The 11,432-nt window shown below is 65.1% G+C and carries 20 protein-coding genes; 11 read left to right on the top strand and 9 right to left on the bottom strand.

All coding sequences use genetic code 11. The features are described from left to right. The first annotated feature begins 7 nt into the window (after window positions 1-7). The 4 genes from dapD (at window position 8) to ACGHN1_RS04865 (ending at window position 1,748) form a co-directional block, all read left to right on the top strand. On the top strand, window positions 8-832 hold the full coding sequence (dapD, locus tag ACGHN1_RS04880) for a 2,3,4,5-tetrahydropyridine-2,6-dicarboxylate N-succinyltransferase (protein ID WP_390548849.1): 825 nt from the start codon (window positions 8-10) through the stop codon (window positions 830-832). Between the two features lie 75 nt (window positions 833-907). After that, a complete protein-coding gene (locus ACGHN1_RS04875) occupies window positions 908-1,240 on the top strand; it encodes a hypothetical protein (RefSeq protein WP_390548847.1) in 333 nt (110 codons plus the stop codon). 92 nt (window positions 1,241-1,332) lie between these two features. Then, on the top strand, window positions 1,333-1,560 hold the full coding sequence (locus ACGHN1_RS04870; RefSeq protein WP_390548845.1) for a DUF2945 domain-containing protein: 228 nt from the start codon (window positions 1,333-1,335) through the stop codon (window positions 1,558-1,560). Next, a complete protein-coding gene (locus ACGHN1_RS04865; protein ID WP_390548844.1) occupies window positions 1,560-1,748 on the top strand; it encodes a DUF3008 family protein in 189 nt (62 codons plus the stop codon). Before ACGHN1_RS04870 ends, ACGHN1_RS04865 begins: the two co-directional genes overlap by 1 nt. Before the next feature lie 22 nt (window positions 1,749-1,770). On the opposite strand, the gene ACGHN1_RS04860 is transcribed toward ACGHN1_RS04865, so the two are convergent. Further along, on the bottom strand, window positions 1,771-3,036 hold the full coding sequence (locus tag ACGHN1_RS04860; RefSeq protein WP_390548842.1) for a dipeptidase: 1,266 nt from the start codon (window positions 3,034-3,036) through the stop codon (window positions 1,771-1,773). Window positions 3,037-3,054: 18 nt separating this feature from the next. On the opposite strand from ACGHN1_RS04860, the gene ACGHN1_RS04855 reads away from it, so the two are divergent. Then, entirely contained in the window at window positions 3,055-3,342 is a 288-nt protein-coding gene (locus ACGHN1_RS04855) for a DUF3253 domain-containing protein (RefSeq protein WP_390548840.1), read from the top strand. Continuing rightward, window positions 3,339-3,740 (top strand): DoxX family protein, encoded by a 402-nt coding sequence (locus tag ACGHN1_RS04850; RefSeq protein WP_390548838.1) that lies wholly within the window; start codon window positions 3,339-3,341, stop codon window positions 3,738-3,740. Before ACGHN1_RS04855 ends, ACGHN1_RS04850 begins: the two co-directional genes overlap by 4 nt. A gap of 3 nt (window positions 3,741-3,743) precedes the next feature. Here ACGHN1_RS04850 and ACGHN1_RS04845 read toward each other — a convergent pair whose 3' ends face one another. Together ACGHN1_RS04845 and ACGHN1_RS04840 are read right to left on the bottom strand one after the other, a co-directional pair. Next, entirely contained in the window at window positions 3,744-3,995 is a 252-nt protein-coding gene (locus ACGHN1_RS04845; protein ID WP_006833160.1) for an SWIB/MDM2 domain-containing protein, read from the bottom strand. Window positions 3,996-4,065: 70 nt separating this feature from the next. Beyond that, entirely contained in the window at window positions 4,066-4,668 is a 603-nt protein-coding gene (locus ACGHN1_RS04840) for a YbhB/YbcL family Raf kinase inhibitor-like protein (protein WP_390548836.1), read from the bottom strand. Window positions 4,669-4,885: 217 nt separating this feature from the next. Between ACGHN1_RS04840 and ACGHN1_RS04835 the strand changes: the two genes are divergently transcribed. Then, entirely contained in the window at window positions 4,886-6,328 is a 1,443-nt protein-coding gene (locus tag ACGHN1_RS04835) for a S41 family peptidase (RefSeq protein WP_390548834.1), read from the top strand. A gap of 54 nt (window positions 6,329-6,382) precedes the next feature. Beyond that, complete coding sequence (locus tag ACGHN1_RS04830; RefSeq protein WP_390548832.1) at window positions 6,383-6,742, top strand: Mpo1-like protein; 360 nt, start codon at window positions 6,383-6,385, stop codon at window positions 6,740-6,742. Here the strand turns inward: ACGHN1_RS04830 and ACGHN1_RS04825 are convergent. Both ACGHN1_RS04825 and ACGHN1_RS04820 read right to left on the bottom strand, forming a co-directional pair. Next, complete coding sequence (locus ACGHN1_RS04825) at window positions 6,717-7,082, bottom strand: hypothetical protein (protein WP_390548830.1); 366 nt, start codon at window positions 7,080-7,082, stop codon at window positions 6,717-6,719. The two genes, ACGHN1_RS04830 and ACGHN1_RS04825, sit on opposite strands and share 26 nt — an antisense overlap. Beyond that, entirely contained in the window at window positions 7,079-7,504 is a 426-nt protein-coding gene (locus ACGHN1_RS04820) for a COG3650 family protein (RefSeq protein ID WP_390548828.1), read from the bottom strand. Before ACGHN1_RS04820 ends, ACGHN1_RS04825 begins: the two co-directional genes overlap by 4 nt. A gap of 131 nt (window positions 7,505-7,635) precedes the next feature. Between ACGHN1_RS04820 and ACGHN1_RS04815 the strand changes: the two genes are divergently transcribed. Then, on the top strand, window positions 7,636-8,217 hold the full coding sequence (locus ACGHN1_RS04815; RefSeq protein WP_390548826.1) for a hypothetical protein: 582 nt from the start codon (window positions 7,636-7,638) through the stop codon (window positions 8,215-8,217). Window positions 8,218-8,291: 74 nt separating this feature from the next. Here the strand turns inward: ACGHN1_RS04815 and ACGHN1_RS04810 are convergent, their stop codons facing one another. Further along, complete coding sequence (locus ACGHN1_RS04810) at window positions 8,292-8,876, bottom strand: fasciclin domain-containing protein (protein ID WP_390548824.1); 585 nt, start codon at window positions 8,874-8,876, stop codon at window positions 8,292-8,294. 211 nt (window positions 8,877-9,087) lie between these two features. Here ACGHN1_RS04810 and ACGHN1_RS04805 point away from each other — a divergent pair, with 211 nt between their 5' ends. Further along, window positions 9,088-9,528 carry a PRC-barrel domain containing protein gene (locus ACGHN1_RS04805; RefSeq protein ID WP_390548822.1) on the top strand — a complete coding sequence of 147 codons (441 nt, stop codon included), beginning with the start codon at window positions 9,088-9,090 and terminating at the stop codon, window positions 9,526-9,528. Between the two features lie 277 nt (window positions 9,529-9,805). Here the strand turns inward: ACGHN1_RS04805 and ACGHN1_RS04800 are convergent, their stop codons facing one another. Continuing rightward, window positions 9,806-10,096: a hypothetical protein gene (locus ACGHN1_RS04800; protein ID WP_390548820.1), complete on the bottom strand. Its 291-nt coding sequence runs from the start codon at window positions 10,094-10,096 to the stop codon at window positions 9,806-9,808. A 77-nt stretch (window positions 10,097-10,173) separates the two neighbouring features. Between ACGHN1_RS04800 and ACGHN1_RS04795 the strand changes: the two genes are divergently transcribed. Beyond that, window positions 10,174-10,635 (top strand): YaiI/YqxD family protein, encoded by a 462-nt coding sequence (locus ACGHN1_RS04795; protein WP_390548818.1) that lies wholly within the window; start codon window positions 10,174-10,176, stop codon window positions 10,633-10,635. Here ACGHN1_RS04795 and ACGHN1_RS04790 read toward each other — a convergent pair. Next, on the bottom strand, window positions 10,632-11,042 hold the full coding sequence (locus tag ACGHN1_RS04790; protein ID WP_390548816.1) for a type II toxin-antitoxin system death-on-curing family toxin: 411 nt from the start codon (window positions 11,040-11,042) through the stop codon (window positions 10,632-10,634). The two genes, ACGHN1_RS04795 and ACGHN1_RS04790, sit on opposite strands and share 4 nt — an antisense overlap. Then, complete coding sequence (locus ACGHN1_RS04785) at window positions 11,043-11,270, bottom strand: AbrB/MazE/SpoVT family DNA-binding domain-containing protein (protein ID WP_390548814.1); 228 nt, start codon at window positions 11,268-11,270, stop codon at window positions 11,043-11,045. It abuts the gene before it with no gap. Window positions 11,271-11,432: the final 162 nt, after the last annotated feature.

Here is an 11,432-nt window from a genome sequence, read left to right as displayed (position 1 = left end):
AGTTGAAATGAGCGACGATCTGGAAACCCGCCTCGAAGCCGCCTGGGACGATAGGGCTGCGGTGACGCCGCAGAGCAGCGACGTTCGCGACGCGGTCGAGGCGGCCCTCGCATTGCTCGACAGCGGCAAGGGCCGGGTCGCTGAACCCGATGGCAAGGGCGGCTGGAAGGTGAACCAGTGGCTCAAGAAGGCCGTCCTCCTGAGCTTCCGCCTCAACGACAACCGGATCATGGAAGGCGGCAGCGCCGGCCATCCCGCGTTCGACAAGGTCCCGAGCAAATTCGCCGGCTGGGACGAAGCGCGGTTCCGCGAGGCGGGTTTCCGCGTTGTCCCCGGCGCGATCGCGCGCGAAGGCGCCTATATCGCGCCCGGCTGCGTGCTGATGCCCAGCTTCGTCAACATCGGCGCCTATGTCGGCAGGGGCACCATGGTCGACACCTGGGCCAGCATCGGGAGCTGTGCCCAGATCGGCGAGAACTGCCATATCTCGGCGGGTGCGGGAATCGGCGGCGTGCTCGAACCGATGCAGGCCAATCCGACGATCATCGGGGACAATTGCTTCATCGGAGCACGCAGCGAGATCGTGGAAGGGGTTATCGTCGGCGAGGGCTGCGTGGTGGCGATGGGTGTCTTCATCACGCAATCGACCAAGATCGTCTATCGCGACACCGGCGAAGTCATCCGCGGCCATATCCCGCCCTATTCGGTGGTGGTGCCGGGCTCGCTGCCGGGCAAGGATGGCGGGCCGGGCCTTGCCTGCGCGGTGATCGTCAAGACCGTGGACGCGCAGACGCGCGAAAAGACCGGGATCAACGACCTTCTGCGCGATTGACGCGGGCCGCGTTAGGGAACATTGCCGGCACCCACAGGTAAGTCCGGCACAACGATTGGGATCAGGAGCACGACGATGCACACCGATGGCGAGGAAGTCCATGTCAGCGAAACCGAGGCCAGCGGCGGCTCGAAGGAAGGCGTGGTCCGCTGGGTCCTGATCTTCGGCACCATTCTGGCGATCTTGCTGCTTTCGGCGATCTGGATCTTCGGCGCCGCTTCGCAGGGCGATGTCGAGGAGGAAGCAACCGTTTCCGGCAGCATCCAGTCGGCCGAGGACGAGACCGCCGGCGACGACACGGATTCGCTCGTCGGGATCGATGGCGACGAGACCGAAGGCGAGATGGGCGATGTCGCCGGGGACGAGGGCCCCGATGCCGAGACTCCGCTGGACACGGTCGAGAACTGACCGCGGGCTTTATCCCCCGCTCGGCGAGCGCGACCGGAACTCATCCACGGCCTTGCTCATTGTTTCCTCGAAACAATCGAGGAGAGCGGCCGATGAGCAATTCCAACAGCTTCCAGACCAATCAGCATGTCAAATGGAACTGGGGCAATGGCGAGGGCCGCGGACAGATCGAGGAACGGTTCGAGCGCGAGGTGACCCGGACCCTGAAGGGCAGCGAGATCACCAAGGACGGGACCGAGGACAATCCGGCCTATCTGATCAAGCAGGATGATGGCGACAAGGTGCTGAAGCACGGCTCCGAACTGAAGGCGGCGAACTGATGCCGGCCAAATCCAAGGCGCAGCAGAAGGCCGCGGGAGCGGCGCTTTCCGCCAAGCGCGGCGAGACCAAGGTCTCCGACCTCCAGGGAGCGTCCAAGCAGATGTACGACAGCATGTCGGAAAGCGAGCTCGAGGATTACGCCTCGACCGATCGCGACGGCCTCCCGGACCATGTCGAGGGCGACTGACGGTTTCGATCGATAGTGGGGGTCATTCGCCGTCGCGGGGTGCCCCTACGGGATATTCGATCGGAGCCATGCCTTTTTGACTGCCGGCGAATGCTTCCGCCTGCTTCATTGCACGCAACATGTTGCGATAGCTGATCTTCTCCAGGTCGGCCTGGGAGTATCCACGCCGTGCCAGTTCCGCGAACAACGCGGGATAGCCGGACGTGTCCTCCATTCCCACGGGCCCGCTCGGCATGCCGTCGTAATCGCCCCCGATGCCGATGTGATCGATTCCCGCAACCTTGCGGATGTGATCGATGTGATCGGCCATATCTCCGATGGTAGACGGGGGTGCGGGGTTGTTCGCATCCCAGGCGTCGAGCCCCGCCGTCACCTCGTCTGGGGACCCAGGAAAGAGTGAGCCCAGCCGTGCCGCTTCCGCAGCGCGCAATGCGGCGTGGTCGCGCAGCGCCTCGGTAACGAACGCCGTGTAGGCAACCACCATCACCAGCCCGCCATTTTCCGGCAGCCTTTCCAGCACACTGTCGGGGACGTTGCGCGGATGGCCGTTGATCGCGCGTGCGCCCGAGTGGCTGAAGATCACCGGGGCCCGCGCCGCGTCGAGCGCATCGTGCATCGCCGCCTCGCTGACATGGCTGAGGTCGACCAGCATGCCGATCCGGTTCATCTCGCGCACCACATCCATGCCGAAGGCGTTGAGCCCGTCGTGCTTGGGCGCGTCGGTGGCGCTGTCGGCCCAGCTCAGCGTGGTACCGTGGGTCAGCGTCATGTAGCGCGCGCCGAGATCGTACATCTGGCGGAGCACCGCGAGGCTAGAGCCGATCGAATGGCCGCCCTCCATGCCCATCAGAGACGCGATTCGCCCGGCGGCGACGGCCTGCTCGACATCCTCGGTAGTCAGCGCGAGCTGCAGCGCATCGGGATAGCGGGCGATCAGCCGCTTGGTCACGTCGATCTGTTCGAGCGTGGCCTGCACCGCCTGCGGTTCGGGCAATCCGGCGCTGACATAAACCGACCAGAACTGCGCCCCGACCTTGCCCTGACGCAGTCGGGCGAGGTCCGTATGCATCGCCGCACGATCTCCGTCGGCGGTATTGCGCGTGTCCCGGAAGTCGAAATCGCCGATGCGGTTGTCGAAGCGTCCGCGCAGCTGCCAGGGAACATCGTTGTGTCCATCCCACACCGGCGCGGCGTCCAGAGCAGCTTCCGCGACGGCTTCCGGCGACTGCGCAAAAGCGGGCGGCACCGCCAGAACCGAAACAGCGAATATGGCGACGGCGGCTTTCATCGGCGACTTCCCCTTCCTATGGTCGCGGGCATCATAGCGGAGAGCGACGATTTGACCATGGCGAAGCAAGACAATGCGCGCGACGCCATCCTGAAGCTTCTGGCGCAGCGCGACGTGGGAAAGTCCATCTGCCCCAGCGAAGTCGCACGCGCGCTGGCGGACGGCGGCGACTGGCGCGGCGAGATGGCCGGGGTTCACCGCGCCACCGATGGATTGCTGGCGGATGGCGCGATTGCGATCAGCTGGAAAGGCGAACGGCTGACGAGACGTCGGGGCCCCTACCGTATCTGCATCAGCGAAACATGATCCGGACCGGCCTCAACCTGGTTCTCGCTGCGCTCTATGCGATCGCCGGTTGCCTCCACATCGCAGCGCCGCGCCCGTTCATGGAGATCATGCCTGGCTGGGTGCCGGCTCCGGGAGCCGTAGTGCTGTGGACGGGCATCGCCGAAATCGTCGGCGCAATCGCGCTGGCGCAACCCTGGTCAAAATCGCTTCGACATGCCGGGGCGATCGGGCTGGCGATCTACGCCGTCTGCGTGTTCCCCGCCAACATCAATCATTTCGCGATCGACATGGCGACCGCGGACGGAGGTCTCGGCCTCGCCTATCATATCCCGCGAATGTTCGCGCAGCCGGTCATCGTCTGGCTGGCGCTGTGGGCCGGCGGCGTCACGGATTGGCCGTTCCGCCGCCGGCGGTAAGAATCAGCTCATGTGCTTGGAAACGGCACCGGTCATCTTGAACATGGAAATCTGTTCCTTGCCGATCACCGCGCCCAGCTTGTCGTCGGGATTGATCATCCGCCGGTCCTTGGAATCCTGAAGGTCGTTGGCCTTGATGTGATCCCACACTTTGGACGTGACCTGGGCGCGGGTCATCGGACCCTTGCCGACCACGTTTTCCAGTTCCGGCGAGAGATTCACCGGCTTTTGCAGGGCGTTGTTCTTGCCAGCCATAATAGTTCCTTTCTTATCAGGCCTGCCATGTCGCCGGACGCACCGCGCGTCCGGAAATCGGAAAGTTCGTTCAGTCCTCCGCTGCGGCGTCCCAGTCGCCGGCGTCCCATTCCTCGACCTCGTGACCTTCGAAACGGGCGGTGACCATCGCCGCGGCGGTGACATGACCGCGCAGGTTCTTCGCGACCTCGTCGTAGTCCGCACCCGGCATCAAGGTTAGCGGGAGTTCCACGGCGAAGAGCTGGAACGCGTAGCGGTGCTCTTCGCCCAGCGGCGGGTCGGGCAACAGCCATTCCGAATTGCCCTGGCCGTTCTTTCCGGTCCGCGGCGGGCTTTCGCCCTCGAGCAGTGCGCCCTTTTGCGGCGCCAGCCCCCAGACCAGCCAATGCAGCACGGGCTTGTCGCCGGGCGCGTCGAGATCCTCGACCACCAGCACCAACTCCTGCGATCCCGGGGGCGGTGCGGTCCATTCCAGCGGCGGCGCAACCGCGAATTCCTCGCAGGCCGTGAAAGACGGATCGAGCTCCCCGCCATCGACAAAAGCGGCGCTGGACAGCGAAAATCCGCCCCGCCCGAACTCGCGCTCGCTCGCCAGTTCGGCCAGCACCGGCACACGACCCGTCGGCTGTCCTCCCAATGCTTTCGACACCCAGTCCGGCAGCGATGCACTCACGCGTGAATCTCCAAAATCATCCTATATCCCTGCGCTTGCGCGACTCACAAAGCCAAGTGGGCCCAGCGAGATTTGCACGGTTTTCCCCGGTCGCCCATCCGTAAACGTATTAACCGATGGTATGGCGCCCGCAACAAGCCGGCGTTAGGATGTGTGCTCGCCCACATCCTCGGCCCGGCCCCTAGGGCGCGGCTAACCGAAACTGGAGCAAAGTCGAATGTCCTTCGGTCGCACCGCCATCTCTTCCATCGTCGCCCTTTCCCTTGCCGCATGCGGCGGTGGAGGAAGCGGCGATCAACCGACCTCGGTGACCCCGACGCCGACTTCCACCCCCACGCCGGGACCCGCGCCCACGCCGACGCCGGTGTCGACCTGCTCGCTCGCGGCGCGCCAGCAGTTTGCTCTCGAAGTGCTCAACGAATGGTATCTCTTCCCCGACCTTCTCGACACGAGCGTCAATCCTGCATCCTTCGGCACCGTGCAGGATTATCTCGATGCTCTGGTCGCGCCCGCCCGGGCCCAATCGAAGGATCGGTTCTTCACCTACATCACTTCGATCGAGGAAGAGAACGAGCTCATCAACAGCGGCTCGAGTGCCGGTTTCGGCATTCGGCTTGGCTATGACACGGTCAACAACCGGGTCGTCGTCCTCGAAGCCTTCGAGAGCGCACCGGCCTTCCCCGCCGGGATTGACCGCGGCACCGAATTGCTGTCGATCAACGGCGCTTCGGTTGCCGTCCTCATGGCCAGCGGGGGCCCGCAGGCCGTCGTCGATGCTCTCGGCCCCACCGATCCCGGGGTGACCCGCACCCTCAGGTTCCGCGATGTCGGGGGCGTCGAACGCAGCGCCACCATCACGAAGACGGAGTTTTCGCTCGATCCGATTTCGGACCGGTACGGCGTCAGAACCTTTACCAACAACGGCACCAGCGTCGGTTACATCAACCTGCGCACCTTCATCGTGGCCGATGCCGAACAGCAGTTGCGTGCCGCATTCCAGCAGTTCCGCAGCGCCGGCATCAGCCAGATCATTCTCGATCTGCGCTACAATGGTGGCGGCCTGGTCTCGGTGGCCGAAGTGCTGGGCGATCTGATGCTGCGCGACAACGTGGGCGAGATCTTCAGCCGCACTGTCCTGCGCCCCTCCAAATCGGCAGAGAATTCGACCGAATTCGTCATGGCGCAGCCCCAGGCGGTGCAGGCCACCAAGCTCGCGGTGATCGGTGGCGGCGGCACCGCATCGGCGAGCGAGCTGGTGACCAATTCCATGATTCCCTATCTCGGTAACAACATGGCCCTGGTCGGCGCGAACACGTTCGGAAAACCGGTGGGCCAGTTCGCCTTCGATCGTTCGGCCTGCGACGATCGCCTTCGCGCAGTGACTTTCAAGACAGTCAATCGCGAAGGGAATGGCGAATATTTCACTGGGCTTGCCAGTGTGGTGCCGAACACTTGCGCTGCCGAGGACGGTTTCTTGACGCCGCTCGGCGACGTCCGCGAGGAATCGATCGCCGCGGCGCTCCAGTTCCTGCGAGGGGGGAGTTGCGTGCCGATCAGCCGGGCACAGACCCGCGGCCTACAGTCGGTCGGCAGCCGCAAGCTTCTGCTCCAGCCGGATCGTCCGAATGCAGCGCAGGTCAACATTCCCGGACTGTTCTGATGCGGCCCGGACCCTGAGATTGATCGCGGCCTCGAAACAAGGAACAATGGCGTCATGAGCCGAGCGTATTCCACTTTCGCCGCGTTCTGGCTGTTCTATCTCCGCGAGCATTCCCTGCCGGGAACACGCGCGCTTCACTACGTCGGCACGAGCCTGGTGGTGATCCTCGCTCTCACGGCACTCATGACCGGAACCTGGTGGCTCTTGATCGCGATGCCGGCCGCCGGTTACTTCTTCGCCTGGATCGCGCACTTCCGCGTGGAGAAGAACCGGCCCGCGACCTTCACCTATCCACTCTGGAGCTTGGTGGCGGACTTCAAGATGTGGTGGCTCTGGCTCACGCGGCGGCTCGGCCCCGAACTCGAACGGGCCGGCGTCACCCAAGGCGTCAGTAGGGCTTCCGGCCCACGGTAAGCAGGAAGGCGATAAAGCCGAGGGCGAACAGCAGATCGCCCGCAACCACGATACCGATCGCCATGTCGCCACCGTTCCCCCAGTTCGACGGACCCAACAGCAGGACGACGCCCAGTTTTCCGGCAACGCCCGCCCACAGGATCGGCGCAAATCGCAGCGGATCACTGGCGATAAGCGCATAGACCAACCCGAAGCACGCGATCAGCAGCGATGTGATCATGCCGTCGACACCCACGCCGGGCGCAAACATGCCGGCGAACCCTGCCGCGAAATTGTAGAGTGCCGCGATCCAGAGGAAGATGCGCCAAAAGCGCGGCACGGTGTACGTGGCGTCCGTCATGGGGTTTCTGATCCTTGGTATGGCCTCGCCTCGGTCCAGGCGCAGCCGCTGAGCGTGCCTTGGTCGCCGAGCTTGAGCGAGGCGACGAAGGGAAAGGTCCGGTCGCTCATCCCGTCGGAGCAGTTACCGGGCGTGATCATGAGATCGAAGGATTGCCCTTCCAGCTCCCCGCTGAACGACAACCCGTTGTTTCCCGCGAAGCGTTCGACGGCAAAGGTGGTGCCGTCGCCGTTCTCGGGCGTCGAATAGGTCAGGCGGGTGCCGGTCACCTCTCCGCCCCAGAAGGGTTCCGTACCGACGAAGCGGACCGTTTCCCCGGCGCCGATCGCAGAAAAGGCTTCGGTCTGGCGTGCGTCGGGCGCGGTTCCAGCCGTGCACGCCGACAGGACCGTGCAAACGAGGAGAAGGAGAGATGATCGCATCGCCTTCCTTCCGTAGACGGTCCGGTGCGAAGGGGGAAGTCACCGCGGGGGAACACCAGGTTCGGCAAAAGCGTTCTCGCGGCATGGACGGTCTTAGGCACGCCATCGCTCGTACCCTCTTCTCGCCTCGCATGGCGCTCGCGCTTGGGCTCGTCGCCATCGGCGGGGCGACGGCAGGCATGTCGATCGGAGCCAGTCCGATGGTTGCGAAAGGTATCGGCGGCAGCGAGTCCTTCGGCCGCGAGGATGGGGCGATCTCGTCCGCGTTCTACGAACCGCGTCCGCGGCAGCCCGATCATTATCCCCTGGTCACACCCCAAGGCACCGTACCGATCGCCGAACTGGCCTTGCGGGGCCGGTTGCGGAACAACCGGTCCGGAGCGGACTGGTCCGAACCGGAATACATCCCCGCCGAGGATGACTTTCCCGATCAGTATTCCCTGGCCGAGCTCGACGATCTTGCCCGGTGGGAACCCGAACCGGGTTATGCCTCCGGCAGGCCGAACGATGCCGCGCCGCCAGTGCGGGTGCATCGCGGCGCGGAGAGCGCGGCGCCGGTCGGCACGATGCAGGTGGCCGCGGCGGATCGCGTAACGCCGACCGCCCCGGCGACGCCGGCATCGCAAGAGCATCTCGGCACTCTCCCTCCGGCGCAGCCGGTGGCCGAGGCCCAAACCGTGCAGGCGATAACCCCCGCCGATCCAACACCCTGATCCGCAACCGCATGACGAAAGGGCGGCCCGATGGTCCGGGCCGCCCTTCGCTTCTGTAGGTATCGAGTGGCCGCTTACGCCGGCATCAGAACGGTGTCGATCGTGTGGATCACGCCGTTGGAAGCCTCGGTGTCCGTCGCGGTCACGATCGCGGTGTTCCCCGCCGCATCGGTGAGGACGACGTTGTCGCCATCCATCGTCGCGGTCAGCACCGCGCCGTTCACGGTGGTCAGCTCGTAACCTTCGTCACCCGCGGCGGCGATCGCCTCGGTCAGCGCGGCGGCGTTGGTTTCGCCGGGGACCACGTGATAGGTGAGGATGCCGGTCAGATCCTCGCGGCCCGCTTCGCTCATCAGCTCGTCGCGGGTGGCCTGGGGGATCTTGTCGAAGGCGGCGTTGGTCGGCGCGAACACGGTGAAGGGACCTTCGCCCGACAGCGTCTCGCCCAACTGCGCCGACTGCACCGCGGCGGCCAGCGTCGAGAGATTGGCATCGGCCATGGCGACATCGGCGATGGTCTCGCCCTCGGCGGTGTCGTTGGCCATCTGGTCGGCCATCGCCGTGTCCTCGGTCATGGCATCGTCGGTTGCCGGTTCCTGCGCACAGGCGGCAATGGCCAGCGAGGCGGCCGAGGCGAGCGCGATTGCGTATCTGTTCATGGGTCGGTTCCTTGATTGGAGAGAGATTCACGAAGGCGCGCCGTTCCCCGGCCTAGTCCGGGGGTTGGCGTGTGGCACCTTCTGCCAACCCAACCGCCGCGGGGCACCGATGTTCCGATAAAGGCGAGAATGTGTCCGAGGCACCGTTTCCGCGCCAACGGGAACCTCGAGATCGCCCCTCCATTGGTTTCGGAGCAACAGGAGTTAACAAATGATACAAACGAAATTCGTCCTTCTCGCCGCCGCCGTCACCGCGCTGGCGGCCTGCGAATCCCAGGCCGAGGTCCAGGACGACCGCGCCGAGGATGCGATGGAAATGCAGGCCGAGCAGAGCGCGATGGCTTCCGGCACCGCCGAGGCCGCGTTGGGCATGACCGAGGCGCAATTGCTCGATGCCGACCTGGTCGATGCGACCGGCAACGACCTCGGCGATGTCGAACTGGTCCGCCGCGATGCCAGCGGCGCGGTGACCGGGCTGGTGGTCGAACTCGACGACACCGATCCCGACCGCTGGGTCGAAGTACCGATGACGGGCCTCACCGCGCGTCCCGACGACGGTGACGATCTGGACGACATCGATGTCCAGACAGCCATGACCCCGGCAGAACTGGCCGCCCTTCCCGATGCGGAGATGCCCGCGCCCGCCATGTAAGCCGCTTCGGTAGCGGCTTTTCGAAGGGGAGCGGCGGCGCGTCCGTCGCTCCCCTTTTGCGTGCCCGCGCGTGTTGGACATGGACCGGGTGTTACACGGTCCAGGCGAAGAAATCGGGGCCCGGCGGAAGAGGCCTGAAACGGCGCGTTCGTGCGGGTTTTGGCGGCTCGAGAGCGCATCCGGCGAACAGGCCACAACCCGCCCGAGTAGGAAAGCGCTTTCGCCGCATCCGGAGCCGGAGCGCCCCCCCAATCGCAAAAACCCAATCGCGAAAACCCTATCGCGACAGCCGCCGCCGGTTGGCGCGGACCGGCTTGCGGTAATGGCGGATCGCGCGCGCGCCGATCTGCTCGGGCGACTGGAGCAGTCCGCCCATCATCAGCGCGGGCCAGAGCATCATGTTCGCCGCCAGCTTTTCCTGCACCATCCGCTCCACCTCGCGCTCGGCGAGCGCCCCGCCCGCCATGATCCGGAGGCTGCGCAGCCAGACGACCGAGGCCGCCTCGAAGGACAGCGCCCAGCTGTCACGGGCAAGACGGGTCCAGGCGGCGGTGTCGGGTGCGGTCAAATGCGGAACTCCACGATGGGTAGCAGCGGGATGCTCGGCTGATGCGCCGTCGGCGCGGATCGCCTAGAGCATTCCCGATGATCGAACCAGTCACCATTCTCGTCGACGCCGACGCCTGCCCGGTGAAGGAGGAGATCTACCGCGTGGCCGAGCGTTACGGCGCCCACGTCCGCGTTGTCAGCAACAGCCCCTTCCGCGTGCCGGTGAGCGAACGGGTACAGCGCGTGGTGGTTTCGGGCAGCTTGGACGCGGCGGACGACTGGATCGCGGAGAATGCGGGCCCGCGCAGCGTGGTGATCACCGCCGACATCCCGCTCGCCGACCGCTGCCTCAAGGCGGGCGCGACCGTGCTGAAGCATGACGGCGGCGCATTCGACGCCGCGAGCATCGGCAGCGCCGTTGCCACCCGCGCGATCATGGCGGACCTGCGCGCCGGGATGGACGGAGTTGGAGGCGGCCCGCCGCCGTTCGGTAAGGCGGACCGCTCGCGCTTCCTGCAGTCGCTGGACCGGGTGCTGGTGGGGATGGGGCGGAGTTAAGATTTTTCGGCAAGATGCTGGCGAAACCACTCGGCGAGTTCGTCTTCCGAGAGTTCGCCAGCGGCGAGCTTCTCGACCGTGCGGATCGCGTCTATTTCGTCGTAGGAGAGGGCAAGACCATTCTTGCGCAGGAACAGGCGCGCGGTCACCCAGGCGGTACGCTTGTTGCCATCGGTGAAGGGGTGGTTGCGGGCGAGACCGAAGGCATAGGCTGCGGCAAGCGCGCACAGATCGTCTTCGCCATAGGACCACTGATTGACGGCGCGCGCCAGCGCGGATTCGAATATTCCCGCGTCGCGAATTCCCGAAGGCCCGCCGTGTTCGGCCAACTGCCGGTCATGCAGCGCCAGCGCGGTTGCTTCGCCCACCCAGCGCGGTTCGGTGCGGTCGGATGGCTTCTCCGGCACCTACTTGGCCAGCGCACGTAGGATATTGCGATCCTCGCGCATAATTTCCTCGGCCAGTTCCATGTCTTCGGCGAAATCGGGATCGGTCGCGGTGAGCCGCACGCCATCGGGCGCTTCGGTGATATACAACGCATCCCCCGGCCCCACCCGCAGGCGGGCGAGCACATCCTTGGGCAGGACGATCCCGGCGGAATTGCCGATCTTGGTGATCTTGAGCGGTTTGTTCATACGGGTGTTATAACGCCTTCTGGCCAGTGCGGCAATCTGTTGGAGTTGTCGCTCTGGCCCCGGCACTCGAAAGTTTTATCAACTCTTTAGCCAACCCCTCGACCGTAGGACAACTCTGTTCCTCTTGTGTTCCTAGCGCACTTGATGCTAGTGAATCGAATC

This window comes from Qipengyuania sp. MTN3-11 (assembly GCF_042851825.1).
In the GTDB taxonomy this organism is placed as follows: domain Bacteria; phylum Pseudomonadota; class Alphaproteobacteria; order Sphingomonadales; family Sphingomonadaceae; genus Qipengyuania.
Note: the sequence above shows the minus strand (reverse complement) of the source record. Positions and strands in the feature narration are given on the sequence as shown.

Coding starts and splice junctions, on each gene's coding strand:
- dapD (WP_390548849.1), top strand. CDS start 8: ATGAGCGACGATCTGGAAACCCGCCTCGAAGCCGCCTGGGACGATAGG.
- ACGHN1_RS04875 (WP_390548847.1), top strand. CDS start 908: ATGCACACCGATGGCGAGGAAGTCCATGTCAGCGAAACCGAGGCCAGC.
- ACGHN1_RS04870 (WP_390548845.1), top strand. CDS start 1,333: ATGAGCAATTCCAACAGCTTCCAGACCAATCAGCATGTCAAATGGAAC.
- ACGHN1_RS04865 (WP_390548844.1), top strand. CDS start 1,560: ATGCCGGCCAAATCCAAGGCGCAGCAGAAGGCCGCGGGAGCGGCGCTT.
- ACGHN1_RS04860 (WP_390548842.1), bottom strand. CDS start 3,036: ATGAAAGCCGCCGTCGCCATATTCGCTGTTTCGGTTCTGGCGGTGCCG.
- ACGHN1_RS04855 (WP_390548840.1), top strand. CDS start 3,055: ATGGTCGCGGGCATCATAGCGGAGAGCGACGATTTGACCATGGCGAAG.
- ACGHN1_RS04850 (WP_390548838.1), top strand. CDS start 3,339: ATGATCCGGACCGGCCTCAACCTGGTTCTCGCTGCGCTCTATGCGATC.
- ACGHN1_RS04845 (WP_006833160.1), bottom strand. CDS start 3,995: ATGGCTGGCAAGAACAACGCCCTGCAAAAGCCGGTGAATCTCTCGCCG.
- ACGHN1_RS04835 (WP_390548834.1), top strand. CDS start 4,886: ATGTCCTTCGGTCGCACCGCCATCTCTTCCATCGTCGCCCTTTCCCTT.
- ACGHN1_RS04830 (WP_390548832.1), top strand. CDS start 6,383: ATGAGCCGAGCGTATTCCACTTTCGCCGCGTTCTGGCTGTTCTATCTC.
- ACGHN1_RS04825 (WP_390548830.1), bottom strand. CDS start 7,082: ATGACGGACGCCACGTACACCGTGCCGCGCTTTTGGCGCATCTTCCTC.
- ACGHN1_RS04820 (WP_390548828.1), bottom strand. CDS start 7,504: ATGCGATCATCTCTCCTTCTCCTCGTTTGCACGGTCCTGTCGGCGTGC.
- ACGHN1_RS04815 (WP_390548826.1), top strand. CDS start 7,636: ATGGCGCTCGCGCTTGGGCTCGTCGCCATCGGCGGGGCGACGGCAGGC.
- ACGHN1_RS04810 (WP_390548824.1), bottom strand. CDS start 8,876: ATGAACAGATACGCAATCGCGCTCGCCTCGGCCGCCTCGCTGGCCATT.
- ACGHN1_RS04805 (WP_390548822.1), top strand. CDS start 9,088: ATGATACAAACGAAATTCGTCCTTCTCGCCGCCGCCGTCACCGCGCTG.
- ACGHN1_RS04795 (WP_390548818.1), top strand. CDS start 10,174: ATGATCGAACCAGTCACCATTCTCGTCGACGCCGACGCCTGCCCGGTG.
- ACGHN1_RS04785 (WP_390548814.1), bottom strand. CDS start 11,270: ATGAACAAACCGCTCAAGATCACCAAGATCGGCAATTCCGCCGGGATC.